Consider the following 22,408-nt stretch of genomic DNA (forward strand, 5'->3'; position numbering starts at 1 on the left):
CACTAAGGAGTAGACGTGGCTCTCCAACCCCTGACACCCGAACAGCGTTCTGCAGCACTCGACAAAGCGTTCAAGGCCAGGCAGGCTCGGGCAGATGCCAAGGCCGCACTGAAGTGCGGTGAGAAATCCCTGTCGACAGTCCTGAAGGAAGCAGCAGACGACGAAGCACTGAGCAAGATGAAGGTCCATGACCTGCTGCGCTCCATGCCCGGCGTCGGAAAACGCCGCGCCTCCGTGCTCATGGAGCAGATCGGCATCGCCGAATCCCGGCGACTCAAAGGCCTCGGTGTGCACCAGAAGGCCGCACTCCTGGAGAGATTCGAAACCGCGTGACACAACGACTGACTGTTCTGGCAGGACCGACCGCCGTCGGCAAAGGCACCGTCGGCGCACACATCCGCAGAAACTTCCCACAGATCTGGTTCTCCGTATCCGCCACCACGCGCCCACCGCGTGAGGGCGAACGCGACGGCGTCGACTACTACTTCGTGACCGAAGAGGAATTCGATCGGATGATCGACGACGGTGAACTCCTCGAATACGCAACCGTGCACGGCCGGTACCGCTACGGCACGCCCGCGAAACCGGTGCGCGAAGCGCTCGAAGCCGGTTCGCATCCGCTGCTGGAGATCGACCTGCAGGGCGCCCGCCAGGTCAAGGAGACGATGCCCGAGGCGAGGTTCGTGTTCCTCGGCCCACCGAGTTGGGATGAGCTCGTCCGCCGGCTCATCGGCCGCGGCACCGAATCCGAAGAGGAACAGGCCCGCCGGCTGGAGACTGCGAAGGAAGAACTCGCCGCTGAGACCGAGTTCGACCACACCGTCATCAACCACGACATTTCAGAAGCCGCCGAGGAACTAGTAACATTGATGGGGTTGTCAATCGACAACACCCCCGACAACTGATGGAGTTTGAGTGTCCGCTGAACCGAAAGGTATCACCAATCCGCCGATCGACGACCTGCTGGCGGTGACGGATTCGAAGTACGAACTCGTCATCGAATCGGCTCGCCGCGCCCGGCAGATCAATGCCTACTACGCGCAGCTCCAGGAAGGCCTGCTCGAGAACGTCGGCCCGCTGGTGACCCCGGAGCCGAACGAGAAGCCGCTGTCGATCGCCCTGCGCGAGGTCAATGAGGGCAAGATCCTCATCCGCGAGCCGCGTGAAGAGGACTTCGCCGCGCCGGTCATCGAGGACTTCGAGACCGCTGAAGCCGACATCGACCTGAGCTTCGACACCCCCACCGAGCAGTGAACATCGTCGTAGGGGTCAGCGGCGGCATCGCGGCCTACAAGGCCTGTCATGTCGTCCGCGCCCTGCGAGAACTCGGGCACACCGTCAAGGTCGTGCCCACTGCCTCGGCGCTCACCTTCGTCGGCGCTGCCACCTGGGAGGCCCTGAGCGGCCAGCCGGTGCAGACGAGCGTGTTCGAACGCATCGACGAAGTCGAGCACATCCGCATCGGCCAGCACGCCGATCTCGTGCTCATCGCCCCGGCGACTGCCGACCTCATCGCCCGGCTGCGCGCCGGAAGCGCCGATGACCTGCTGACCGCCACCGTCATCTCCACCACCGCACCGGTGGTGCTCGCACCTGCGATGCACACCGAGATGTGGCTCAATCCCGCCACCGTGGACAACGTCGCAGTGCTGCGCAAACGCGGCATCCATGTCATCGAACCGGCCAGCGGCCGGCTCACCGGAGCCGACTCCGGTCCCGGACGGCTGCCCGAACCCGAGGACATCGTCACCGCAGCCCTCGACGTCCACCGGACCCGCACTTCGGGAACGGAGACCGAGGCGGCACTTGCCGGCCGGCGCGTGCTCATCACCGCCGGCGGCACCCGCGAGCCGCTCGACCCGGTGCGCTTCCTCGGCAACCGGTCCTCAGGCAAACAGGGCATCGCCCTGGCCCGCGCCGCAGCAGCACTCGGTGCCGATGTCACCCTCATCGCCGCCAACGTCGACGATCGGCTGCTGGAGAACCTCAGCGACCGGATCACCGTCACCGGCATCGAGACGACCGCCGAGCTGCAGGACGCCGCCCAAGCCGCCCAGCCCGATGCCGACATCATCATCATGTGCGCTGCCGTTGCTGACTACCGGCCGGCTGAGACCGCCGCGCACAAGATGAAGAAATCCGGGGACTCCGGACTGACGATCGAACTCGTGCAGAACCCCGACATCCTCGCCGGTCTCGTCGACACCCGCGCCGAGGGTCAGACGATCATCGGATTCGCCGCCGAGACCGGCTCCCCGGACGCCAGTGCCGAACAGCTCGCCCAGCAGAAGCTGCTGCGCAAGGGCTGCGACATGCTCGTGCTCAACGACGTCTCCGCCGGCCAGGCCTTCGACCGCGATGACAACAGCCTCGTCGTCTACGAACGCATTGATGCTGACGCCTCCGAGGGTGGAACCGCTGGTGAGAGTGCCGGTGTGCGCGAGGTGCTGCGCACGGCCGGGTCGAAGGAGAATGTGTCGCAGGAAGTCATGGCCGCTGTCGCTGTCCGTGCGAATCGATAGGATGGCCGGGTGAGCACACAACATCTTCGCCAATTCACCTCAGAGTCCGTCACCGAAGGACACCCCGACAAGATCTGCGACCAGATCAGCGACGGCGTCCTCGACGAACTGCTGAGCCAGGACCCCAACGCCCGCGTCGCCGTCGAGACGATGGTCACCACCGGCCTCGTCCACGTCGCCGGTGAAGTCTCGACAGACGGCTACGCCGATGTCGCCGGCATCGCTCGAAGAATCATCACCGGCATCGGCTACGACTCCTCCGAAAAGGGCTTCGACGGCCACTCCTGCGGCGTGTCCGTCTCGATCGGCGCGCAGTCGCAGAACATCGCCGATGCTGTCACCACCTCCCTTGAACACCGCACCGGCGGCGAGGTCGAAGATGCCGACTCGCTGCTCGGCGCCGGCGACCAGGGGCTCATGTTCGGCTACGCCGATGATTCCACCGACGTGCTCATGCCCCTGCCGATCCACCTGGCGCACCGGCTGAGCGAACAGCTGAGCCGGGTGCGCAAGTCCGGCGGGCTGGACTACCTGCGGCCCGACGGCAAGACCCAGGTGACGATCGGCTACGACGGCGACACCGCCTGCACCGTCGAGGCACTTGTCGTCTCCACCCAGCACGATGCCGCGATCGGCCAGCACCAGCTCGAAGCCGACGTCAAGCGCGAGGTCATCGAACCGGTGCTCGCCGACTTCAGCCTCGACACCGCCGCCACGAAGTTCTACATCAACCCCGCCGGCCCGTTCGTCGTCGGCGGCCCGATGGGCGACGCCGGACTGACCGGCCGCAAGATCATCGTCGACACCTACGGCGGCTTCGCCCGCCACGGCGGCGGAGCGTTCTCCGGCAAGGACCCCTCGAAGGTCGACCGCTCCGGTGCCTATGCGATGCGCTGGGTGGCCAAGAACGTCGTCGCCGCCGGCCTGGCCCGCCGCTGCGAAGTGCAGGTCGCCTACGCGATCGGCTCCGCCCGCCCGGTCGGCCTCTACGTCGAGACCTTCGGCACCGAAACCGTCGACCCGGCCCGCATCGAAGCGGCCATCCGCGAGGTCTTCGACCTGCGCCCGTCGATGATCATCAAGAGCCTCGACCTCAAGCGCCCGATCTACACCGAGACCGCCACCCACGGTCACTTCGGGCGCACCGTTGAGAACTTCACGTGGGAGCGCACGGATCGCGCCGAGGACCTGCGCCGCCTGTGCTCCTGACCCGGTCAGGGGAGCAGACACATGAGCCAGCAGCCGCGGCTCATCGCCGACGACGGCGATGACGACGGCCTCGACACCGGCATCAGGGTGCGCGGCGGCAAGACGCCTGCCGCGCACCTTCCGGTCGCCGAGGTGCTGGTCGAAACCCAGCTGCCGCACCTGGCCCGCCCTTTCGATTACGCCGTCACCGAAAGCCTCGCCGCTGACGCACAGCCCGGAGTGCGCGTGCGGGTCCGCTTCGCCGGACGGCTCATCTCCGGATTCGTCGTCGCCCGCAAGGACAGCACCGAACACGTCGGCGAACTCACCGCCATCGAACGCGTCGTCTCCGACCTCGTCGTCCTCACCCCCGGGCTGCGGGCCCTGTGCGAGGAGATCGCCTCCCGCTATGCCGGCACCCTGCCCGATGTCCTGCGCCTGGCGATCCCGCCCCGGCACGCGACGGCTGAGAAGCGCGCCCGTGCAGCAGAACCCGAACCCTTGGGCGAAGTCGAACGGCAGCAGATCTGCGATGAGATCAGCGCCCACACCGATGAGCCAGCGGACTTCACCGACTACCTCACCGCCCTCGACACCTGGATCGGCGATACACCGTCCGAGGCCACCGACACCGGACGCCCATCTGCCGGCCCGCGCGCAGCCATGGCGCTGCTGCCAGGAAGCATGCCGGGCACCGGCTGGATCCACTACGGACTGCGCGCAGCCGCCCGCGTGCTGCGCACCGGCCGATCGGTGCTGTGGCTCGTACCCGATCACCGCGAACTCTCAGCCCTCGAAGCCGCCCTCGGCGACCTCAAGCCGCTGGCCATCCGCCTATCAGCCGACCAGGGCCAGTCCGCCCGCTGGTCAGCCTGGGTGCGCGCCCTGCACGGGGCAGGCCGGCTCATCATCGGCACCCGCGCCGCCGCCTTCGCCCCGACATCCGACATCGGCCTCGTCATCTGCCTCGACGACGGCGACGAGAACTACCTCGACCAGCACGCCCCCTACCCGCACGCCCGCCAGGTGCTGCTCACCCGCATCCAGCAGACCGGCAGTGCAGCCCTGTTCCTTGACTACAACCGCACCGTCGAGATCCAGCGGCTCGTGCGCATCGGCTGGTTCGGTGAGATCACCTATCCGGGACCGGTTCATCGCCAACAGGCCCCGATCTGCCAGCTGCCACCCGACGACCTGCCGCCGCACCAGCATCAGCGGCTGCCCGAACTCGGCTTCCGCCTCACCCAGGCAGCGATCGGGCGGACGACGGAATCCCCGGCCATCGGACCTGTCCTCGTGCAGGTCCCGCGTGCCGGCTACCTGCCGGTCGTGGCCTGTGCTGGCTGCCGCAGCGTCATCGAATGCCCGCAGTGCGCCGGCAAACTTGAAGCCGCCTCCCAGACCGGTCCGTTCGCCTGCCGCGCTTGCGGCTTCCGCGCTGAGACCTTCACCTGCCCGCAGTGCTCCAGCAACGCCATCCGGTCGGTCGTCGCCGGCATCGAGCGCACCTTTGAAGAACTCGGCCGCGCCTTCCCCGGCACCAAGGTCATCCGCTCGGGCGGCAGCCACATCATCGACCGGGTCCCAGACGAACCGAGCATCATCGTCGCCACCACAGGCGCCGAACCGTATGCAGACAACGGCTACGCCCTGGCCCTGCTGCTCGATTCGCTGTGGCCAGGCCCCGGTCTGCAGGCCACCGACCGCGCCATTGCTCGCCGCATGCGGGCCGCCTGTCTGGTGCGCGGCTGGCAGCACGGCGGGCGCATCCTGCTCATGGACGACGACCCCTCGATTCGGCAGGTCATCTCCGACTTCGCACCCGTCGCCTGGGCCGATGAGCAGTACCAGGCGCGCAGCGAGTTGCGCTTCCCGCCGGCCGTGCGCACCATCGGCCTGCGCGGCGACCGGTCCGCCGTCGCCGAGGTGGTCGCTGCGGCCTCCGAGGTAGGGGAGGTGTGGGACATCTATGCCCACGACGAGCCGTATGAGCGCATCATCGGCACGACGATCGCCTCCGGTCCTGCTGTCACCCGGCGCATCGCCGCCGAGGTCGCCGCCCGGTCCATGCGGCATGAGGAGTCCGTCTTCGCCCGGGTCGACGATCCCGACGTGCTCTGAACCGGCCGGCCCGGTCGTTAGACTGGCGGGGTGAGAATCGTCTTCGCAGGAACCCCCGCCGTCGCCGTGCCCGCTCTCGAGGCGCTGCTTGAATCCGACCATGAGGTCATCGCCGTGCTCACCCGCCCCGATGCCCCGGTCGGCCGCAAGCGCGTGCTGACCCCGAGCCCGGTGAAGGAGCGCGCCCTAGCCACCGGCATCCCGGTGCTCGAGGCCGCCCGGCTGCGCGGGGAGATCCTCGACGAACTCGAAGCCCTCGGCCCCGATGCCGTCGCCGTCGTCGCCTTCGGTGCGATCGCCGGACCTCGTGCCCTGTCGATCAGTGAGCACGGCTGGTACAACCTGCACTTCTCCCTGCTGCCCCAGTGGCGCGGGGCAGCACCGGTCCAGCGGGCGCTCATGGCCGGACAGACGACCTCAGGAGTCACTGTCTTCCGCATCGACACCGGCATGGACACCGGACCGGTCCTCACCCAGCAGGAACTCGACCTGCCCTCGGCACCGGCCGGAGAGGTCCTCGACTCCTACGCCCGCACCGGGGCGGAGCTGCTCGTCACCGCCTTCGATCAGCTCGCAGACGGCAGCGCCGAACTCACCCCACAGCACGGTGAGACCAGCCACGCTGAGAAGATCACCCCCGACGAAGCCGAACTGCCCTTCACCGCCACCACCGCCGAACTCGTCGCCCGCGCCAACGGCGTCACCCCAGCACCGGGCCCATGGGCGCTCATGGACGGCAAGCGCACCAAGCTCTCCGGCATCACCGCCGCCGATGACCTCAGCAGCGCCGCCTGGCAGCAGCCCGGCCGGCTCGCAGCCGCCGCTGACGGCACTGTGCTCATCGGCACCAGCGACGGCGCCGTCGCTGTCGAACGCATCCAGCCCTTCGGCAAGGCGATGATGGACGCCGCCGACTTCCTGCGCGGCCGCGGCCAGGCCGCCTTCGACATCAGCGAGGAGCCCGGCGATGCGTGAGCCCAGCGGAGACCGCAAACCCGCCCCCGGCAAACCCGGCCCCGGCGTCAAACGCCGCCGTGCCAGCCACGGCCGCACCCGCGTCAACCCCGGTAGGCGCATCGCCTTCGACGTTCTCATCGCCGTCGACGATGACGACGCCTACGCCAACCTGCTGCTGCCCCCACGGCTCAGCCGTGCCGGGCTGAGCACCGCCGACGCCGGGCTGGCAACCGAACTGACCTACGGCACCCTGCGCGGCCGCGGTCTTTACGATGCGATCATCGCCCACGCCGCCGGCCGGCCGGTCAGCAAGCTCGACACGCCCGCCCGCAATGCCCTGCGGCTGGGTGCCCACCAGCTGCTCGACATGAACACCGCCGCCCACGCCGCCGTCAACGAAGCCGTCGGTCTCATGCGGGCGACTAAGCACATGAAGGCCGCAGGCTTCGTCAACGCCGTCATGCGCCGCATCAGCGAACGCACCCGCATCGAGTGGCTCGACCTCGTCACCAGAGGCGCCAGCGACGACGAGCAGATCGGGCTGACCTACGCGCACCCGGCCTGGATCGTCACTGCACTGCGCCGATCGCTCACCGCCCACGGGCGCGATGCCGGCGAACTCACCGCACTGCTCGCAGCCGACAATGTGCCCGCCCGCGTGTGCCTGACAGCCCTGCCCGGCCTGGCCGACCGGGAGGCGATCGCCGCCGACTGCGGAAAGCCCACCGCGCTGTCCCCGCTCGGCGTCGAACTGTCCTCCGGAGACCCCTACACACTTCCTGAGGTGCAGGCAGGACAGGCCCGCGTCCAGGACGAAGGCTCCCAGCTCGTAGTCCTCGGCCTGACCGCAGCCTGCGCACCTGACGGCCCGGTCCTCGACCTGTGCGCCGGGCCCGGCGGCAAGACTGCCATCCTGGCAGCAGACGCCGCTGCCACCGGAACACCAGTCGTCGCCTGCGACGTCTCCGCACACCGCGCCGAACTCGTCCGCGACTCCGTACGCGCCATCGACGCAGACGTCACCGTCCTCAACACCGACGGCCGCAGCCTGGCAGACGAGCACCTCGGCCGCTACACCCGCGTGCTCGCCGACGTTCCCTGCACCGGCCTCGGCGCGCTGCGCCGCCGACCCGAAGCCCGCTGGCGGCGCAAACCTGAGGACGTCGAGGCACTGCAGCCCATCCAGCGCGAACTGCTGACCCGGGCGATCGAGCTCACCGCACCCGGGGGAGTCGTGGCCTACACCACCTGCTCGCCCCACCACGGGGAGACGATCAACATCGTCACCGAGGTGCTCACCGCCTCGGGCACGGACGTCGAGGTGCTTGACGCGCCGGCGATCCTCGCAGACGTCACCGGCCAGGAGGCCGCCCAGTTCGCCTCGGCGCCGATCGGCACCGGGCAGGCCGTGCAGCTGTGGCCGCACGTGCACGGCACTGACGGGATGTTCCTGGCACTGCTGCGCCGCACCGGCTGAAGCGCTGAGGCTCTATGCTGGGAGGGTGAGCATTCGCATTCATCCCAGCATCCTGTCCTGTGACTTCTCCCGCCTGTCCGAGGAACTCGACGCGATCTCAGCAGCCGATATGGCCCACGTCGACGTCATGGACAACCACTTCGTTCCCAACCTCACCTTCGGCCCGCCGGTCGTCGAGCGGATCCGTGAGGTCTCGCCGATCCCCATCGACGCACATCTCATGATCGAGCAGGCCGACTGGCACGCCCAGGTCTACGCGGAGATGGGCTGCGCATCGGTCAGCTTCCACGCCGAAGCCTCCGCGGCCCCTGTCCGGCTGGCCCGCGAGATCCGCGCACTCGGGGCGAAGGCCTCGCTGGCGATCCGCCCGGCCACTCCGATCGAGCCCTACATCGACCTGCTGGCCGAGTTCGACCAGATCCTCATCATGACCGTCGAACCCGGATTCGGCGGCCAGTCATTCCTCGACGTGTGCCTGCCGAAGGTGGCCCGCACCCGCCAGGCGATCGAAGACGCCGGTCTCGAAGTACAGCTGCAGGTCGACGGGGGAGTCTCAGCCACGACTGTGGCCCGCGCTGTGGCCGCCGGAGCGAATGTGCTCGTGGCAGGCTCCGCCGTATACAGCGCTGAAAACCGCAGCGCAGCGATCGAAGAGCTGCGCGAACTCGCCCTCGACGCCCTGCGCTGAACAGGCATGCGCGGCAAGACAGAAGTTGCCGCGCATGTGAGCCAGAGCCTATAGTGCCACCAGGAGTACGTGCTCCGGGGTCGGTGAAAGTCCGAGCCGGCGGTGACAGTCCGCGACCCCCGTTCCGACGGGGCTGAACTGGTGGGATTCCAGTACCGACGGTGAAAGTCCGGATGGGAGGAAGCACGTCTGCGTCCGCGCAGCTGATGGCGATATGTGCCTGAGCCTACGCGGCGCCACCGCGCTATTCACGCGTCGCAACCCCCGGAGCCTTGAGCGAAAGGTTTCGGAAAGTGGATATCATCTCGTGGCTCAACGCCCCGGTCTTCGAACTCATGGGCAAGCCCGTTCCCTGGTCCGATGTCATCGGCAACATCTGCGCACTGGCAACGGTGTTCCTGGCGCTGCGGCGCAACATCTTCTCCTGGCCAGTGCAGATCACCGGCTCGATCTTCCTGTTCTCGGCCAGCATCTCGGCAGGCCTCGGCGGCAACGCTGCCCGCCAGGTCGTCATCGTCGCCGCTGCGATCTGGGGATGGAGCCAGTGGAAGCGCTCCCAGGAGGAGACCGGTGAGATCCGCGTGCGCTGGGCGACCTGGCCCGAACGACTACTGCTCATCGCCGCCCTGGCCGCAGGCACTGCCGGTTTCGGCTGGATCCTGGCGTGGGGCGACTGGTCGTGGAACCCATACCCGGACGCCTACATCTTCATCGGCTCACTCGTGGCGATGTACGCCCAAGGCCGGGCGATCGTCGAGTTCTGGTTCGTGTGGCTGGCCGTCGACCTCGTCGGGATTCCACTGGCCATCATGGGCGGCCTGCTGTTCTCCGGCATCGTGTACTTCGTCTTCCTCATCATGGTCATCGTCGGCATCGTCGACTGGGCGAGGAAGTCCAAGCAGACGATCGCATCACCGAGCGAACCCGCACAGACGATCGCCGGGCACTGCGCCGACGGCTGAGGGTCTTCGAACGTCGTGCTGACGTCGACCCCGATCATGTACGTCCGCCCTCGGCATTGCCCTCAACCATCCGGTCTGTGCGCCATCCCGCACGGGGCAGGCTCCCGAGCTCACGGCAGGAGGTTTCGGTGGCCTGGAGCTGTGATCCTCCCCTTACTTCCTCCTGATCGCAGTTTCATACGTCCTCGTCTGGATGCGCCGGGCGCCGGCCGCAGCCTCTGGAGCCGCTGCTTCCAGCTCCTGCGCTGGGACTTCGCCTCTCTGCTCTGTAGGGCGGCGCCTGAGACTCTCTGCAGACTGGTGCCGGTGGTGTATTACCCTGGCCGTGTGAAGACCTTCGAAGAACTGTTCGCAGAACTGACCGAAAAAGCAGCCACCCGTCCCGCTGGTTCGTCCACCGTGGCCGAGCTGGACGCCGGAGTCCATGCGATCGGCAAGAAGGTCGTCGAAGAGGCCGCCGAGGTGTGGATGGCCGCCGAGTACGAATCCGATGTCGAACTCGCAGGTGAGATCGCTCAGGCGATCTACCACCTGCAGGTGATGATGATCGCCCGCGGGATCAGCCTCGACGACGTCTATCGCGAACTGTGAGCCGAAAGGAAGCTGTGAGCCGAGAAATCACCGATACCGGCCGCATCCCGGCGGTCCGGGCCGACGGCATGCTGCGCGTGGCTGTGCCTAACAAGGGCTCGCTGTCCGAATCAGCGACGACGATGCTGCGCGAAGCCGGCTACCAGGTGCGCACGACCTCCAAGCGACTCGTCCACCGCGACGTCGACGCCGGCATCGAGTTCTTCTACCTGCGCCCGCGCGATATCGCCGTCTATGTCGGCCGCGGGCTCATCGACCTCGGCATCACCGGCCGCGATCTGCTGCTGGAATCCGGTGCCGAAGCCGAGGAGCTGCTGCCGCTGGGCTTCGCCCGCTCCCGTTTCCACTACGCCGGAGCCGAAGGCGCTTTCCACGAGATCGACGAACTCGAGGGCCTCACCATCGCCACCAGCTATCCGACGCTGGTCGAACGCGACCTCAGGCAGCGCGGACTCGAAGCCCGGGTCATCAAACTCGACGGGGCCGTGGAGGTCTCGATCGAACTCGGTGTCGCCGACGTCATCGCCGATGTGGTCGAAACCGGCACCACGCTGCGGATGGCCGGGCTGCAGACCTTCGGCGAACCGGTCCTGCACTCCGAAGCCGTGGTCATCTCCAACCGGAAGTCGAACCCGGGCACCCGAAAGTTTCTGCGCCGGCTCGAAAGCGTCATGGTCGCCCGCGACTACGTCCTCGTCGACTACGACATCGCCGCCGAGCATCTCGCCGAGGCGACTGCGCTGACCCCCGGCTTCGAAAGCCCGACCGTCTCCGCCCTGCACGACAGCGACTGGTACGCCGTGCGCACCATGGTCGCCGCCCGCGACGTGCACAAGACCATGGACCAGCTCTACGAAGTCGGCGCACGCGCCATCCTGGTGACGAACATTGGCGCCTGCCGCATTTGAGACACGGCCATTCAGGCCCTATTTCACGAGGATCCTCACCGTGTTCCTCGCGATCACGATCGTCGTGTCCTTCACGCTGCTGAGCTGGGGGCTGACTCAGTTGCACTGGACCGGCTGGAAGACCCGCGACATCATCTGGATGAATGCTCTGGGCGTGATCTTCGGAGCCGTCGTCTGGCGCGTCGGGGCGATCGCGGCATTTGTCACCGACGAAGCACTCATCGTGCGCAACATCTTCAGCACGACGAGGGTCGAATGGACGCGCATCCTCTCCATCAGCTTCCACCCGCGGGGTGGTGACTCGTGGGTCACCCTCGACCTGTCCGACGGTTCGACCCTGTCGGTGATGGCGATCCAGTCCGCAGACGGAGACCGGGCGCGCTACGCCTGCGAGCGGTTGCGTAGACTCGTGGACACATACAGCTCACCCGATGTGCCGGACAACTGAACCGGTCTGACACCACCCGTGCAGACACGCGTCCGCGAGACGACAGCGCAGCGGCACCGGCACCTCGGGCACACTGAGACCAGCCGCCGGGCACGGCTGCCAGCGGCCGAACGACGAAGGAGAACCGCCTGACGATGAGCAGCACATCCGAGACCACCACCCGCCCCGGACCGCTGTCCGGCTACACCGTCGTCGACCTCTCCCGCGCACTGGCCGGACCGCACGCCGGGCAGATGCTCGGCGACCTCGGCGCCCGCGTCATCAAGGTCGAGAACCCCGCCTCCGGCGACGACTCCCGCTCCTGGGGCCCGCCCTTCGTCGGCCCTGAGGACGACCCGCAGGCCACCTACTTCTTCTCCTGCAACCGCAACAAGGAATCCATCGCCCTCAACCTCAAGGACGACGGCGACAAGGAGGTCCTCGCCCAGCTCATCGAACGCGCCGACGTGCTCGTCGAGAACTTCCGCGGCGGCGTGCTCACCCGCCTCGGGTTCTCCACCGAACGCTGCATGGAGCTCAACCCGCGCCTCGTGATCCTCTCGATCACCGGCTTCGGCCACGACGGCCCCGAAGCCTCCCGCGCCGGCTACGACCAGATCGCCCAGGGTGAGGCCGGCCTCATGTCGCTGACCGGCTCCGGCCCCGATGACATGCAGAAGGTCGGCGTGCCGATCGCCGACCTGCTCTCCGGCATCTACGGCTCCTACGGCGTGCTCGCCGCCCTGCTCGAACGCGAGCGCACCGGCCGCGGCAAGGTCGTGCGCACTTCGCTCATCGCCGGCATGGTCGGCGTCCACGCCTTCCAGGGCACCCGCGCCACGGTCGCCGGGGAGAACCCCGCACCCGGCGGCAACCACCACCCGTCGCTGTCGCCCTACGGCCTGTTCCACTGCAAGGGCGGGGCCGTGCAGATCTCGGTGGGCAACCAGAACCTGTGGCACAAACTCTGCGCCGCCTTCGACATCGACCCCGAAACCCAGGGCATGGCGACCAACGCCGAGCGCGTCGCCAACCGCCCGGCAGTCATCAGCGTCATCGAGGAGCGCTTCCGCGACTACACCGCCGAAGAGCTGCTCGAGAAGCTCGCCGCCGCCGGCATCCCATCGGGCATCGTGCGCTCCCTGCAGGAGGTCTACCAGTGGGAGCAGGCCCTGTCGCAGGGACTGAAGATCTCCGTTGAGCACCCGGTGCTCGGTGAGATCGACCTGCCCGGCCCGCCGCTGCGGTTCTTCGACGCCGATACCGAAGGCGAGACCGAATCGACCCCGCGCGAGCACCTCGCCCCGCCGCTGCTCAACGAGCACGGCGACGCGATCCGCCGCTGGCTCGAGGAGACGCCATGAGCTCGCGGCTGAGCGCCCGGGAGCTCATCGACCTCGTCGTCGACGACGGCACCTTCGTCTCCTGGGACGAAGAGCCGATCGAACCTGCTGATGGGATCTCCGAGACCTACGCCGCCGAACTCGCCCAGGCTGCCCAGAAGTCCGGTGTCGACGAGGCCGTCATCACCGGTGAGGGCCGCATCTACGGCCGCCGCGTCGCGGTCGTGGCCTGCGAGTTCCGGTTCCTCGCCGGATCGATCGGCCTCGCTGCAGCCGAACGGCTGTGCCGGGCGATCGAACGCGCCACCGCCGAAGGCCTCCCACTGCTGGCCGGACCGGCATCCGGCGGCACCCGCATGCAGGAGGGCACCGTCGCATTCCTCACGATGGTCAAGCTCGCCGCTGCTGTGAAGGTCCACCGCAAGGCCGGACTGCCCTACCTCGTCTACCTGCGCCACCCGACTACCGGAGGCGTGTTCGCCTCCTGGGGATCACTGGGCCACTTCACCGTCGCCGACCGCGGCAGCCTCATCGGCTTCCTCGGCCCGCGCGTGTACGAGCAGCTCTACGGCGAGAAGTTCCCCGACAGCATCCAGACCGGTGAGAACCTCTACCGCAACGGGCTCATCGACGCCGTCCTCTCACCTGAGCGGATCGCCTCGACGGTCAACATGGTCCTGAATGTGCTCATGGGTGCCCGCGAAGTCCCGGGACCGGTGCCGGATCCGCGCACGGAACCCGACCCGATGCCGGTCAACACCCACGCCTGGGACATCATCACCGCCTCGCGCCGGCCCGAACGCCCCGGCGTGCGCGAACTGCTGCGCCACGGCGCCACCGACGTGCTGCCGCTCAACGGCACCGGCCAGGGTGAGAAGGACCCCGGCCTGCTGCTGGCCGCCGCCCGTTTCGGCACCGCACCGTGCATCGTGCTCGGCCAGGACCGTAGCCGGCAGGCCGCGGGCGAACCGATGGGACCAGCCGCCCTGCGTGAAGCCCGCCGCGGCATGGCCCTGGCAGCCGAGCTGCACATCCCGCTCGTCACGATCATCGACACCCCGGGTGCCGCGCTGTCGAAGAGCGCTGAGGAAGGCGGGCTGGCCGGAGAGATCGCCCGCTGCCTGGCCGACCTGGCCACCCTCGACGCACCGACCGTCTCCCTCATCATGGGCGAGGGGACCGGCGGCGGGGCATTGGCACTCGTCCCAGCTGACCGGGTGCTCTCAGCCGAGAACGGCTGGCTGTCACCGCTGCCGCCCGAAGGCGCCTCGGCGATCGTCTACCGCGACACCGACCATGCCCCGGAGATGGCGCAGAAGCAGGGCGTGCAGGCCGAGATGCTGCTCAAGCACGGCATCGTCGACCGGGTCATCGCCGAGCAGCCAGATGCCGCCGACGAACCCGAGGCGTTCGTCACCCGGGTGGCGAAGACCCTGGAGTACGAGATCATCTCGCTGATGCGCGAGCCGGCCTACCGCCGCGAGCACCGGCGCATCGAACGCTACCGCAGCCTCGGACTGTGAGAGGAGCCCCGCGAACATGACCCTTGCCGTGCGCGTCATCCCGTGCCTTGACGTCGACGCCGGCCGCGTCGTCAAAGGGGTGCGGTTCGAAAACCTGCGCGATGCCGGTGATCCGATCGAACTCGCCCGCCGCTACAGCGAACTCGGCGCTGACGAAGTCACCTTCCTCGACGTCACCGCCTCCAGCAGCGACCGGGAGACCACCTACGACATGGTCTCCCAGTGCGCGGAGACGGTGTTCATCCCGCTGACCGTCGGCGGGGGAGTGCGCAGCACCGACGACGTCGACCGGCTGCTGCGGGCCGGCGCCGACAAGGTCGGCGTCAACACCGCAGCCGTCGCCCGGCCCGAACTCATCACCGAGATCGCCGAACGCTTCGGCAGCCAGGTCCTCGTCCTCTCCCTCGACGCCCGCCGGGTCCCAGCAGACCAGCCGGCCATCGCCTCGGGATTCGAGGTCACTACCCATGGCGGCCGCCGCGGAACCGGCATCGACGCCATCGAATGGATCCGCGAGGCAGCCGAACGCGGGGCAGGGGAGATCCTGCTCAACAGCGTCGACGCCGACGGCACACATGAGGGCTTCGACCTTGAACTCATCCGCGCCGCCCGCGCAGCCGTCGACGTCCCGCTCATCGCCTCCGGAGGCGCCGGCAAGCTCGAGCATTTCGCCCCGGCCGTCCACGCCGGAGCCGATGCCGTGCTCGCCGCCTCGGTCTTCCACTTCGGCACCTTCACGATCGCCGAGGTGAAGGAAGCCCTCGCAGCCGACGGGATCACCGTCCGATGACCGGCGTCCCGGACTCCAGCCTCGACCCGGCGATCGCCGAACGCCTCAAACGCGGCAGCGGCGGGCTGCTGCCGGTCGTCGTGCAGGAGGCGACGAGCCGCGAGGTGCTCATGCTCGCGTGGATGGACGACGAGGCACTGGCCCGCACCCTGCGCACCGGCAAGGCGACCTACTGGTCGCGATCCCGCCAGGAGTACTGGGTCAAGGGCGAGACCTCCGGTCACACGCAGAAGGTCCGCTCGGTCGCCCTCGACTGCGACGCCGACACCATCCTGCTCATCGTCGACCAGGTCGGGCCGGCGTGCCATACTCAGACAGCCACCTGCTTCACCGGAAGGGAGCTCGATGCACATCTCGCCGACACGTGAGGAGTTCCGCGCCAGTGCGGAACACCATCGGCTCGTGCCTGTCTTCACCCGCGTGCTCGCCGACGCCGAGACGCCGCTGAGCCTGTACCGCAAGCTCGCCGCCGGCCGCAGCGGAGCGTTCCTCTTCGAATCGGCCAGCCAGGGCCAGTGGGACCGCTACTCCTTCATCGGCCGCGACCCGGTGGCCACCCTGACCGAGCAGGACGGCGAGCTGCTGTGGCTCGGCACCGCCCCGGCCGGAGCGCCCACCAGCGGAGACGTGCTCACCGGCCTGCACGAGACGATGCGGCTGCTGTCCATCGAACGCCCCCACGCCGGCCTGCCGCCGATGATCTCCTCCTTCGTCGGCTACCTCGGCTGGCACTTCGTGCGCCGCACCGAACGCCTCGGACCCGGCCCAGAACCCGTCGACGCGGTCCCCGAACTCAGCCTTTCGATCCCCGGCGACGTCGCCATCTACGACCACTACACCTCTGAGGTGACCCTGGTCGCCAACGTCGTCAACGTCAACGGACTCGACAGCGGCGTCGACGACGCCTATGACGCCGGCTGCCAGCGCCTCGAGGCGATGCTGACCGAGCTCGCCACACCGCTGGAGTCCGACGTCGCCTGGTACGACCGCGCCGAACCGCAGGTCTCCTCGCGCACCGACCGCGACGACTACCTGCAGATGATCGAACGGGCCAAGGGCAACATCGTCGACGGCGACGTCTTCCAGGTGGTCCTCTCCCAGCGCTTCGAAGCCGAGTGCACGGCCGACCCGCTCGATGTCTACCGGCTGCTGCGCACCTTCAACCCGAGCCCGTACATGTACCTGCTCGACGTGCCAACCCCCGACGGGACCCCGATGGCGATCGTCGGTTCCTCACCCGAGGCGCTGGTCACCGTCACCGACGGGAAGGTCGAGACGCATCCGATCGCCGGCTCTCGGCCGCGCGGTGCCACCGCCGAGGAGGACCGCCAGCTGGCAGCCGAGCTGCTGGCCGACGAGAAGGAGCGCGCCGAGCACCTCATGCTCGTCGACCTGGCCCGCAACGACCTCTCCAAGGTCTGCCGGCCCGGCAGCGTCGATGTCGTGAACTTCATGGAGATCGAGCGCTACAGCCACATCATGCACATCGGCTCGACCGTCGTCGGCACCTGCGATGACGATGTCGACGGCATCGATGTGCTCTCGGCGGTGTTTCCCGCCGGCACGCTGTCCGGGGCGCCGAAGCCGCGCGCCCTCCAGCTCATCGACGACTACGAGACCGTCGCCCGCGGAGTCTACGGCGGAGCAGTTGGGTACCTGTCCTTCACCGGCGACCTCAACGTCGCCATCGCGATTCGCACCGGCGTCATCCGCAACGGGCGCATCTCCGTCAGTGCCGGTGCCGGAGTCGTCGCGGACTCCGTGCCCGCCTCGGAAGATCAGGAATCGCGCAACAAGGCCGCCGCAGTGCTGCGTGCAGCAGCCGCCGCGCAGACGCTGACCCGCCCGAACGGGAGCGCAGCAGAGGTCCGGCCATGACCCGATCTCGTGCCGTCATCGCGCTGCTCGCCGCAGCCGCCGTGCTGTGGATCGTCGGCTCCCAGCCATGGTTCCAGCCCGCAGAGACCGCAGAACTCGCAGGCGTGAGCGCAGGGTCGGTCGCGGCTCCAGAGAACTCTCCGGTGCTGTTCGCCTGCGCGGGCATCGTCGCTGTCAGCGGCTTGCTGCTCACCATGCTCAAGCGCATCGGCCGCTGGATCGTCACCGCCTGTGCGGCACTGGCCGGGCTCGGCTTCGCCGGGGTGGCCCTGAGCGCGACGCTCAGCAGCGCGGCGACGACGAACCTGCCGGCCATCGGCATCATCGCCGGGCTGCTCGCCGCAGCAGTCGCCGTGTGGGTGCTGCTGCGTTCGGGCAGCTGGCAGACGACCGCGCGCTTCGAAGCCGACACCTCCGAAGCGGAAGCTGAAGACGAGCACGGTGACCTCGACCCGGCCCGTACCTGGGATGCGATCTCCCGAGGCGAGGATCCGAGCTGAGACCTTTGCCACATCGATGACGATCAGATGTCGGTTCGCGGGTCGGTTTCTGGCCCGCCGCATCGTCGTGAGAGAATGACCGCATACCGCGTGAGAACGAAGGAGAACCATGCCGAAGACCATTTCCCGCAACGGGGCATACGACCTCGACCGCTCGAGCATCGACTACGACACAGTCAAGGATCCGGGCCACGGGAACACCGTTGCCGCCTGGACCGGAGTCTTCATCATCCTCGTCGGCTTCATCGTCGGGTGCATCGGCGTCGTCGCCGAGACCCCGATGCTGCTCTGGGTCGGCCTCATCATCTGCGTCCTCGGTCCGATCGTCGGGCTTGTGCTGCGTGCGGCCGGCAGGGGCGGGAAGAAGACCAAGGCGAAGGCGTGAGCGTTCTCGCCGACATCGTCAGCGGGGTGAAGGCAGACCTGGCAGAACGCCGGGCTGCCTGCCCACTGGCAGACATCGCCTCACGCGCCGCGGATGCACCCGCGGCGCTTCAGTTCCTGCCGCGTGCGGCCGACGACTTCAGCATCATCGCTGAGGTCAAGCGCTCCTCGCCGTCTGCCGGAGCCCTGGCCGACATCGCCGACCCCGCCGGGCTCGCGAGCTCCTATGCCGCAGGCGGCGCGGCTGCGATCAGCGTGCTGACCGAGCAGCGCCGCTTCAACGGCTGCTTGGACGACCTCGACGCCGTCCGTGCTGCCGTGGATATTCCCGTGCTGCGCAAGGACTTCATGGTCGACGAATACCAGTTCCACGAAGCCCGCGCCCATGGCGCCGATATCGTGCTGCTCATCGTGGCCGCGCTCAGCCCCGCCCAGCTGCAGGAGTTCAGCGAACTGTCCGCCAGCCTCGGGATGGCAGCGCTCGTCGAGACCCACACTGCTGAGGAGATCGAGATCGCTGCCGGCATCGAACCGGCCCTCCTCGGCATCAACACCCGCAATCTCAAAGACCTCAGCGTCGACCTCAACCGCTTCGCGCCATTGGCCGAGCTCTGCCCGCCCGATACCGTACTCGTCGGCGAATCCGGTGTCAGCGAGGCCGGTGATGTCGCCGCCTATGCTGCGCAGGGTGCCGATCTCGCACTTGTCGGCCAAGCGCTCGTCACCGGCGGGAAGCCGCGCGAGAACGTCACCGAGTTCACCGAGGCCGGGCGGAAGGCGAAAGCCGAGCGCCGAGCCCCCTGACACCGCCTCGTCTTTGCGTCTCGTTGGGAAAGGACCACATGGACTACGAACTCTTCTCCCCGCAGCACAGCGAACTGCCGCAGGGTCCCTACTTCGGCGACTTCGGCGGCCGGTTCGTGCCCGAAGCGCTCATCGGCGCGCTCGAAGAGATCGGCGAAGCCTTCGCCAAAGCGATCGTCGACCCGGAGTTCGTCGCTGAGCTCCAACGCCTCCACGCCGAATACACCGGCCGGCCGAGCCTGCTGACCGAGGCTCCGCGGTTCTCCGAACACGCCGGCGGGGCGCGCATCTTCCTCAAGCGCGAGGACCTCAACCACACCGGCAGCCACAAGATCAACAACGTCCTCGGACAGGCGCTGCTGACCAAGCGGATGGGCAAGACCCGCGTCATCGCCGAGACCGGTGCCGGCCAGCACGGCGTGGCCTCCGCCACCGCCGCAGCACTGCTTGGGCTCGACTGCACCATCTACATGGGAGCCGAGGACTGCGCCCGCCAGGCACTCAACGTCGCCCGCATGCGCCTGCTCGGCGCCGAGGTGGTTCCCGTCGAAGCCGGGACCCGCACACTCAAGGACGCGATCAACGAGACCTTCCGCGATTGGGTCGCCTCTGTGGAGACCACCCATTACCTCTTCGGCACCGTCGCCGGCCCCCACCCGTTCCCCTTCCTCGTGCGCGAACTCCAGCGCATCATCGGCGTCGAGGCCCGCGGCCAGATCCAAGAGCAGACCGGCCGGTTGCCCGATGCCATCACCGCATGTGTGGGCGGCGGCTCGAACGCGATCGGCATCTTCCATGCCTTCATCGGCGACGAGGACGTCCGGCTCATCGGCTGCGAGGCAGCCGGGTCCGGCATCGCCTCCGGCCAGCACGCAGCCCCGCTCAACGACGGCCGCGTTGGTGTGCTGCACGGTTCGAAGTCGGTCATCATGCAGGACGAGGACGGCCAGACTCTGCCGTCGCATTCCATCTCAGCCGGACTCGACTACCCCGGTGTCGGCCCCGAGCACGCCTGGCTGCAGTCGACCGGCCGCGGTGAGTACCGCCCGGTCACCGACGACGAGGCGATGGCCGCCTTCCGTCTGCTGTGCCGCACCGAGGGCATCATCCCAGCGATCGAGAGCTCGCATGCCCTGGCCGCTGCACTCCAGGTCGGCCGCGAGCTCGGTGAAGGCGCGATCATCATCGCCAACCTCTCCGGCCGCGGAGACAAGGACGTCGACACAGCAGGGAAGTACTTCGGCTACCTCGACGCCCAAGCCGAAGAAGCTGAGACCGCAGAACCCGTCGGCGCGCAGGATCCGGCTGAAGCCGAGGATGCCGCCGACGCAGGACACGCCGAGAGGAGCCGTTCGTGAGCACCGCTGAGGTGCTGCGCGACTGCGCAGCAGACCACCGTGCCGCCTTCATCGCCTATCTGCCGGTCGGCTACCCGGACGTGCCCGGCTCGCTCGACGCAATGCGCGCCGTCGTCGCCGGCGGTGCTGACATCGTCGAAGTCGGCATCCCGTACTCCGACCCGGGGATGGACGGCCCGACCATCCAGGCCGCCTCGGTGCAGGCGCTGCGCGGCGGCGTACGCACCCGCGACGCCTTCACCGCCGTCGAGGCCGTCGCCGCGGCCGGAGCCACCCCGGTGGTGATGTCGTACTGGAACCTTGTCTACCAGTACGGAGTCGAGGCCTTCGCCCGCGACCTCGCCAACGCCGGGGGAGCAGGCATCATCACCGCCGACCTCACCCCGGATGAGGCCGGGGACTGGATGACGGCGAGCGAAGCTCACGGCCTCGACCGGATCTTCCTCGTCGCTCCGTCGTCGAGTCCCGAGCGCCTCGCCTACGTCGCAGCCCATGCCTCCGGTTTCGTCTACGCCGCCTCGACGATGGGCGTCACCGGCACCCGCGCGCAGGTCGGTGCCTCGGCCGAGAAGCTCGTCGCCGACACCCGTGCGGCCGGCGCCGAGCGCGTCTGCGTCGGACTCGGCGTATCCAACCGGCAGCAGGCGGCAGAGGTCGCCGCGTACGCTGACGGCGTGATCGTCGGTTCTGCGCTCGTCACCGCCCTGACCGACGGCGGGCCAGCCGCCGTCGAAGCCCGAGCCACCGAGTTCGCCCAGGGAGTGCGCGACCATGCCTGAACCGGTCACCGGTGCCGCTGCGCTCACCCCGCTGAGCACGGCGATCCCCTCACCGAGCTGGTCCGGATTCGAGGTCGGGCCCTTCACCATCCACGCCTACGCGCTGTGCATCCTGGCCGGCATCGTCGCCGCCCTCATGCTCGCCCAGTACCGCTGGAAGCGCCGCGGCGGCAGCGAAGACGACCTGTGGAACATCGCCGTCTGGACGATCCCAGCCGGCATCATCGGCGGGCGGCTGTACTACGTGCTCACCGTGCCCGGCCCGTACTTCGGGCCCAACGGCAACCCGCTCGACGCGTTCAAGATCTGGCAGGGCGGCCTCGGCATCGGCGGTGCGGTCGCCCTTGGTGCGCTGACCGTGTTCCTCGTCTGCCGTCACTACGGCATCCGCTTCACCTCGTTCATCGATGCTGCGGCCCCTGGGCTCATCCTCGCCCAGGCCTTCGGCCGCTGGGGCAACTGGTTCAACCAGGAGCTCTTCGGACGCCCGACGACCCTGCCCTGGGGCCTGGAGATCGACAAGGTCCTCAACGGCGCACCGAACCCCAACTGGCCTGATGCCGCGCTGCCGGCCGACACCCTGTTCCACCCGACCTTCCTGTACGAGTCGCTGTGGAACTTCGCCGGCTGCCTGCTGCTCATCTGGGCGGCTAAGCGCTTCCGGCTTGGTCACGGCCAGGTCTTCTACGCCTACATCTGCTACTACACGATCGGCCGCCTCTGGATCGAGTCGCTGCGCATCGACCACTCCGAGTACTTCCTCGGCGTGCGCATCAACATGTGGTTCTACATCGTCGTCCTCTTCATCGGCCTGGCCCTGTTCACCTTCTCCCGGATGCGCCACCGCGAACCGGCACCGGAGGTCTACACCGAACGCTGCCTGGCACGGATGGCAGCCGAACGGGCAGACGGAAAGAACTCCAACGATGCCAACGACCGCCGAGGCGGCGGTGACGGCGGCACCGGCGGGCCCACCGCCTCGGGAACGGCAGGCGGCAGCAGTGCCGCCAGCACCGGCCGCTCGGGCACCGGCGACCGACGCGATGACGACGGCGGCAACGCGCTGACCAACCGCAGCTTCGGGTTCTTCGGTGCGGTCACCTCGGCGATCTCGATCGTCCCGCAGGTGCGCCGCAGCCCGCGCGAGGACGGGTCCGCTAGCACCGACTGACCGGCCTTTGTGTCCACCTGCGGGTCAGAGCGCAGAA

24 protein-coding genes and 1 riboswitch are annotated in these 22,408 nt (G+C 68.3%); all 24 genes read left to right on the forward strand.

Going from position 1 to position 22,408, the window contains the following annotated elements; genetic code table 11:
• The first annotated feature begins 15 nt into the window (after positions 1-15).
• Positions 16-333, forward strand: coding sequence for an integration host factor, actinobacterial type (gene mihF / locus M3C25_RS01020; RefSeq protein WP_165882836.1), 318 nt, complete (start codon positions 16-18; stop codon positions 331-333).
• A complete protein-coding gene (gmk, locus tag M3C25_RS01025) occupies positions 330-905 on the forward strand; it encodes a guanylate kinase (protein ID WP_165882837.1) in 576 nt (191 codons plus the stop codon). The genes mihF and gmk overlap by 4 nt, the downstream gene beginning before the upstream one ends.
• 10 nt (positions 906-915) lie before the next feature.
• Positions 916-1,254, forward strand: coding sequence for a DNA-directed RNA polymerase subunit omega (gene rpoZ, locus M3C25_RS01030; RefSeq protein WP_170274197.1), 339 nt, complete (start codon positions 916-918; stop codon positions 1,252-1,254).
• Positions 1,251-2,522, forward strand: a complete 1,272-nt coding sequence (gene coaBC / locus M3C25_RS01035) for a bifunctional phosphopantothenoylcysteine decarboxylase/phosphopantothenate--cysteine ligase CoaBC (RefSeq protein ID WP_259854606.1) — start codon at positions 1,251-1,253, stop codon at positions 2,520-2,522. Before rpoZ ends, coaBC begins: the two co-directional genes overlap by 4 nt.
• Positions 2,523-2,531: 9 nt before the next feature.
• Complete coding sequence (gene metK, locus M3C25_RS01040) at positions 2,532-3,731, forward strand: methionine adenosyltransferase (RefSeq protein WP_259854608.1); 1,200 nt, start codon at positions 2,532-2,534, stop codon at positions 3,729-3,731.
• A 21-nt stretch (positions 3,732-3,752) separates the two neighbouring features.
• Entirely contained in the window at positions 3,753-5,831 is a 2,079-nt protein-coding gene (locus M3C25_RS01045) for a primosomal protein N' family DNA-binding protein (protein WP_259854610.1), read from the forward strand.
• Between the two features lie 30 nt (positions 5,832-5,861).
• Positions 5,862-6,806 (forward strand): methionyl-tRNA formyltransferase, encoded by a 945-nt coding sequence (gene fmt / locus M3C25_RS01050; RefSeq protein WP_259854611.1) that lies wholly within the window; start codon positions 5,862-5,864, stop codon positions 6,804-6,806.
• Entirely contained in the window at positions 6,799-8,265 is a 1,467-nt protein-coding gene (locus M3C25_RS01055; protein WP_259854612.1) for an RsmB/NOP family class I SAM-dependent RNA methyltransferase, read from the forward strand. The genes fmt and M3C25_RS01055 overlap by 8 nt, the downstream gene beginning before the upstream one ends.
• 25 nt (positions 8,266-8,290) lie before the next feature.
• Positions 8,291-8,953: a ribulose-phosphate 3-epimerase gene (gene rpe, locus M3C25_RS01060; protein ID WP_259854613.1), complete on the forward strand. Its 663-nt coding sequence runs from the start codon at positions 8,291-8,293 to the stop codon at positions 8,951-8,953.
• 65 nt (positions 8,954-9,018) lie between these two features.
• Positions 9,019-9,144: riboswitch (FMN riboswitch) on the forward strand.
• Positions 9,145-9,246: 102 nt separating this feature from the next.
• Positions 9,247-9,915, forward strand: a complete 669-nt coding sequence (locus tag M3C25_RS01065) for a nicotinamide mononucleotide transporter family protein (protein ID WP_102160278.1) — start codon at positions 9,247-9,249, stop codon at positions 9,913-9,915.
• A gap of 327 nt (positions 9,916-10,242) precedes the next feature.
• Complete coding sequence (locus M3C25_RS01070) at positions 10,243-10,506, forward strand: phosphoribosyl-ATP diphosphatase (RefSeq protein ID WP_180964675.1); 264 nt, start codon at positions 10,243-10,245, stop codon at positions 10,504-10,506.
• A gap of 68 nt (positions 10,507-10,574) precedes the next feature.
• On the forward strand, positions 10,575-11,414 hold the full coding sequence (gene hisG / locus M3C25_RS01075; RefSeq protein ID WP_102160729.1) for an ATP phosphoribosyltransferase: 840 nt from the start codon (positions 10,575-10,577) through the stop codon (positions 11,412-11,414).
• A gap of 40 nt (positions 11,415-11,454) precedes the next feature.
• The gene (locus tag M3C25_RS01080; protein WP_259854615.1) at positions 11,455-11,862 is read left to right on the forward strand and encodes a PH domain-containing protein; all 408 of its coding nucleotides are present in this window, start codon (positions 11,455-11,457) and stop codon (positions 11,860-11,862) included.
• Positions 11,863-11,996: 134 nt separating this feature from the next.
• Positions 11,997-13,205, forward strand: a complete 1,209-nt coding sequence (locus M3C25_RS01085; protein ID WP_259833651.1) for a CaiB/BaiF CoA transferase family protein — start codon at positions 11,997-11,999, stop codon at positions 13,203-13,205.
• On the forward strand, positions 13,202-14,707 hold the full coding sequence (locus M3C25_RS01090; protein ID WP_259854616.1) for a carboxyl transferase domain-containing protein: 1,506 nt from the start codon (positions 13,202-13,204) through the stop codon (positions 14,705-14,707). Before M3C25_RS01085 ends, M3C25_RS01090 begins: the two co-directional genes overlap by 4 nt.
• Positions 14,708-14,723: 16 nt before the next feature.
• Complete coding sequence (gene hisF, locus M3C25_RS01095; protein ID WP_259854617.1) at positions 14,724-15,497, forward strand: imidazole glycerol phosphate synthase subunit HisF; 774 nt, start codon at positions 14,724-14,726, stop codon at positions 15,495-15,497.
• A complete protein-coding gene (gene hisI / locus M3C25_RS01100) occupies positions 15,494-15,865 on the forward strand; it encodes a phosphoribosyl-AMP cyclohydrolase (protein WP_165882854.1) in 372 nt (123 codons plus the stop codon). The genes hisF and hisI overlap by 4 nt, the downstream gene beginning before the upstream one ends.
• Positions 15,843-17,375, forward strand: a complete 1,533-nt coding sequence (locus M3C25_RS01105; RefSeq protein WP_259854618.1) for an anthranilate synthase component I — start codon at positions 15,843-15,845, stop codon at positions 17,373-17,375. The genes hisI and M3C25_RS01105 overlap by 23 nt, the downstream gene beginning before the upstream one ends.
• The gene (locus tag M3C25_RS01110; protein ID WP_259854619.1) at positions 17,372-17,875 is read left to right on the forward strand and encodes a Trp biosynthesis-associated membrane protein; all 504 of its coding nucleotides are present in this window, start codon (positions 17,372-17,374) and stop codon (positions 17,873-17,875) included. The genes M3C25_RS01105 and M3C25_RS01110 overlap by 4 nt, the downstream gene beginning before the upstream one ends.
• 109 nt (positions 17,876-17,984) lie before the next feature.
• Positions 17,985-18,260, forward strand: coding sequence for an HGxxPAAW family protein (locus tag M3C25_RS01115; protein WP_170274186.1), 276 nt, complete (start codon positions 17,985-17,987; stop codon positions 18,258-18,260).
• Positions 18,257-19,063, forward strand: coding sequence for an indole-3-glycerol phosphate synthase TrpC (gene trpC / locus M3C25_RS01120; protein ID WP_259854620.1), 807 nt, complete (start codon positions 18,257-18,259; stop codon positions 19,061-19,063). The genes M3C25_RS01115 and trpC overlap by 4 nt, the downstream gene beginning before the upstream one ends.
• Before the next feature lie 38 nt (positions 19,064-19,101).
• The gene (gene trpB / locus M3C25_RS01125) at positions 19,102-20,421 is read left to right on the forward strand and encodes a tryptophan synthase subunit beta (protein WP_259854623.1); all 1,320 of its coding nucleotides are present in this window, start codon (positions 19,102-19,104) and stop codon (positions 20,419-20,421) included.
• Positions 20,418-21,200 carry a tryptophan synthase subunit alpha gene (gene trpA, locus M3C25_RS01130; RefSeq protein WP_259795610.1) on the forward strand — a complete coding sequence of 261 codons (783 nt, stop codon included), beginning with the start codon at positions 20,418-20,420 and terminating at the stop codon, positions 21,198-21,200. Before trpB ends, trpA begins: the two co-directional genes overlap by 4 nt.
• Positions 21,193-22,371 carry a prolipoprotein diacylglyceryl transferase gene (gene lgt, locus M3C25_RS01135; RefSeq protein ID WP_259795627.1) on the forward strand — a complete coding sequence of 393 codons (1,179 nt, stop codon included), beginning with the start codon at positions 21,193-21,195 and terminating at the stop codon, positions 22,369-22,371. Before trpA ends, lgt begins: the two co-directional genes overlap by 8 nt.
• Positions 22,372-22,408 lie beyond the last annotated feature (37 nt).

This window comes from Brevibacterium luteolum (assembly GCF_025147615.1).
Lineage (GTDB): Bacteria > Actinomycetota > Actinomycetes > Actinomycetales > Brevibacteriaceae > Brevibacterium > Brevibacterium luteolum.

What these genes read in the sequence shown, in the direction of transcription:
- M3C25_RS01045 (WP_259854610.1), top strand. Translation starts at nt 3,753, where the DNA reads ATGAGCCAGCAGCCGCGGCTCATCGCCGACGACGGCGATGACGACGGC.
- M3C25_RS01055 (WP_259854612.1), top strand. Translation starts at nt 6,799, where the DNA reads ATGCGTGAGCCCAGCGGAGACCGCAAACCCGCCCCCGGCAAACCCGGC.
- hisG (WP_102160729.1), top strand. Translation starts at nt 10,575, where the DNA reads ATGCTGCGCGTGGCTGTGCCTAACAAGGGCTCGCTGTCCGAATCAGCG.
- M3C25_RS01085 (WP_259833651.1), top strand. Translation starts at nt 11,997, where the DNA reads ATGAGCAGCACATCCGAGACCACCACCCGCCCCGGACCGCTGTCCGGC.
- M3C25_RS01090 (WP_259854616.1), top strand. Translation starts at nt 13,202, where the DNA reads ATGAGCTCGCGGCTGAGCGCCCGGGAGCTCATCGACCTCGTCGTCGAC.
- hisF (WP_259854617.1), top strand. Translation starts at nt 14,724, where the DNA reads ATGACCCTTGCCGTGCGCGTCATCCCGTGCCTTGACGTCGACGCCGGC.
- hisI (WP_165882854.1), top strand. Translation starts at nt 15,494, where the DNA reads ATGACCGGCGTCCCGGACTCCAGCCTCGACCCGGCGATCGCCGAACGC.
- M3C25_RS01105 (WP_259854618.1), top strand. Translation starts at nt 15,843, where the DNA reads ATGCACATCTCGCCGACACGTGAGGAGTTCCGCGCCAGTGCGGAACAC.
- M3C25_RS01110 (WP_259854619.1), top strand. Translation starts at nt 17,372, where the DNA reads ATGACCCGATCTCGTGCCGTCATCGCGCTGCTCGCCGCAGCCGCCGTG.
- M3C25_RS01115 (WP_170274186.1), top strand. Translation starts at nt 17,985, where the DNA reads ATGCCGAAGACCATTTCCCGCAACGGGGCATACGACCTCGACCGCTCG.
- trpB (WP_259854623.1), top strand. Translation starts at nt 19,102, where the DNA reads ATGGACTACGAACTCTTCTCCCCGCAGCACAGCGAACTGCCGCAGGGT.
- lgt (WP_259795627.1), top strand. Translation starts at nt 21,193, where the DNA reads ATGCCTGAACCGGTCACCGGTGCCGCTGCGCTCACCCCGCTGAGCACG.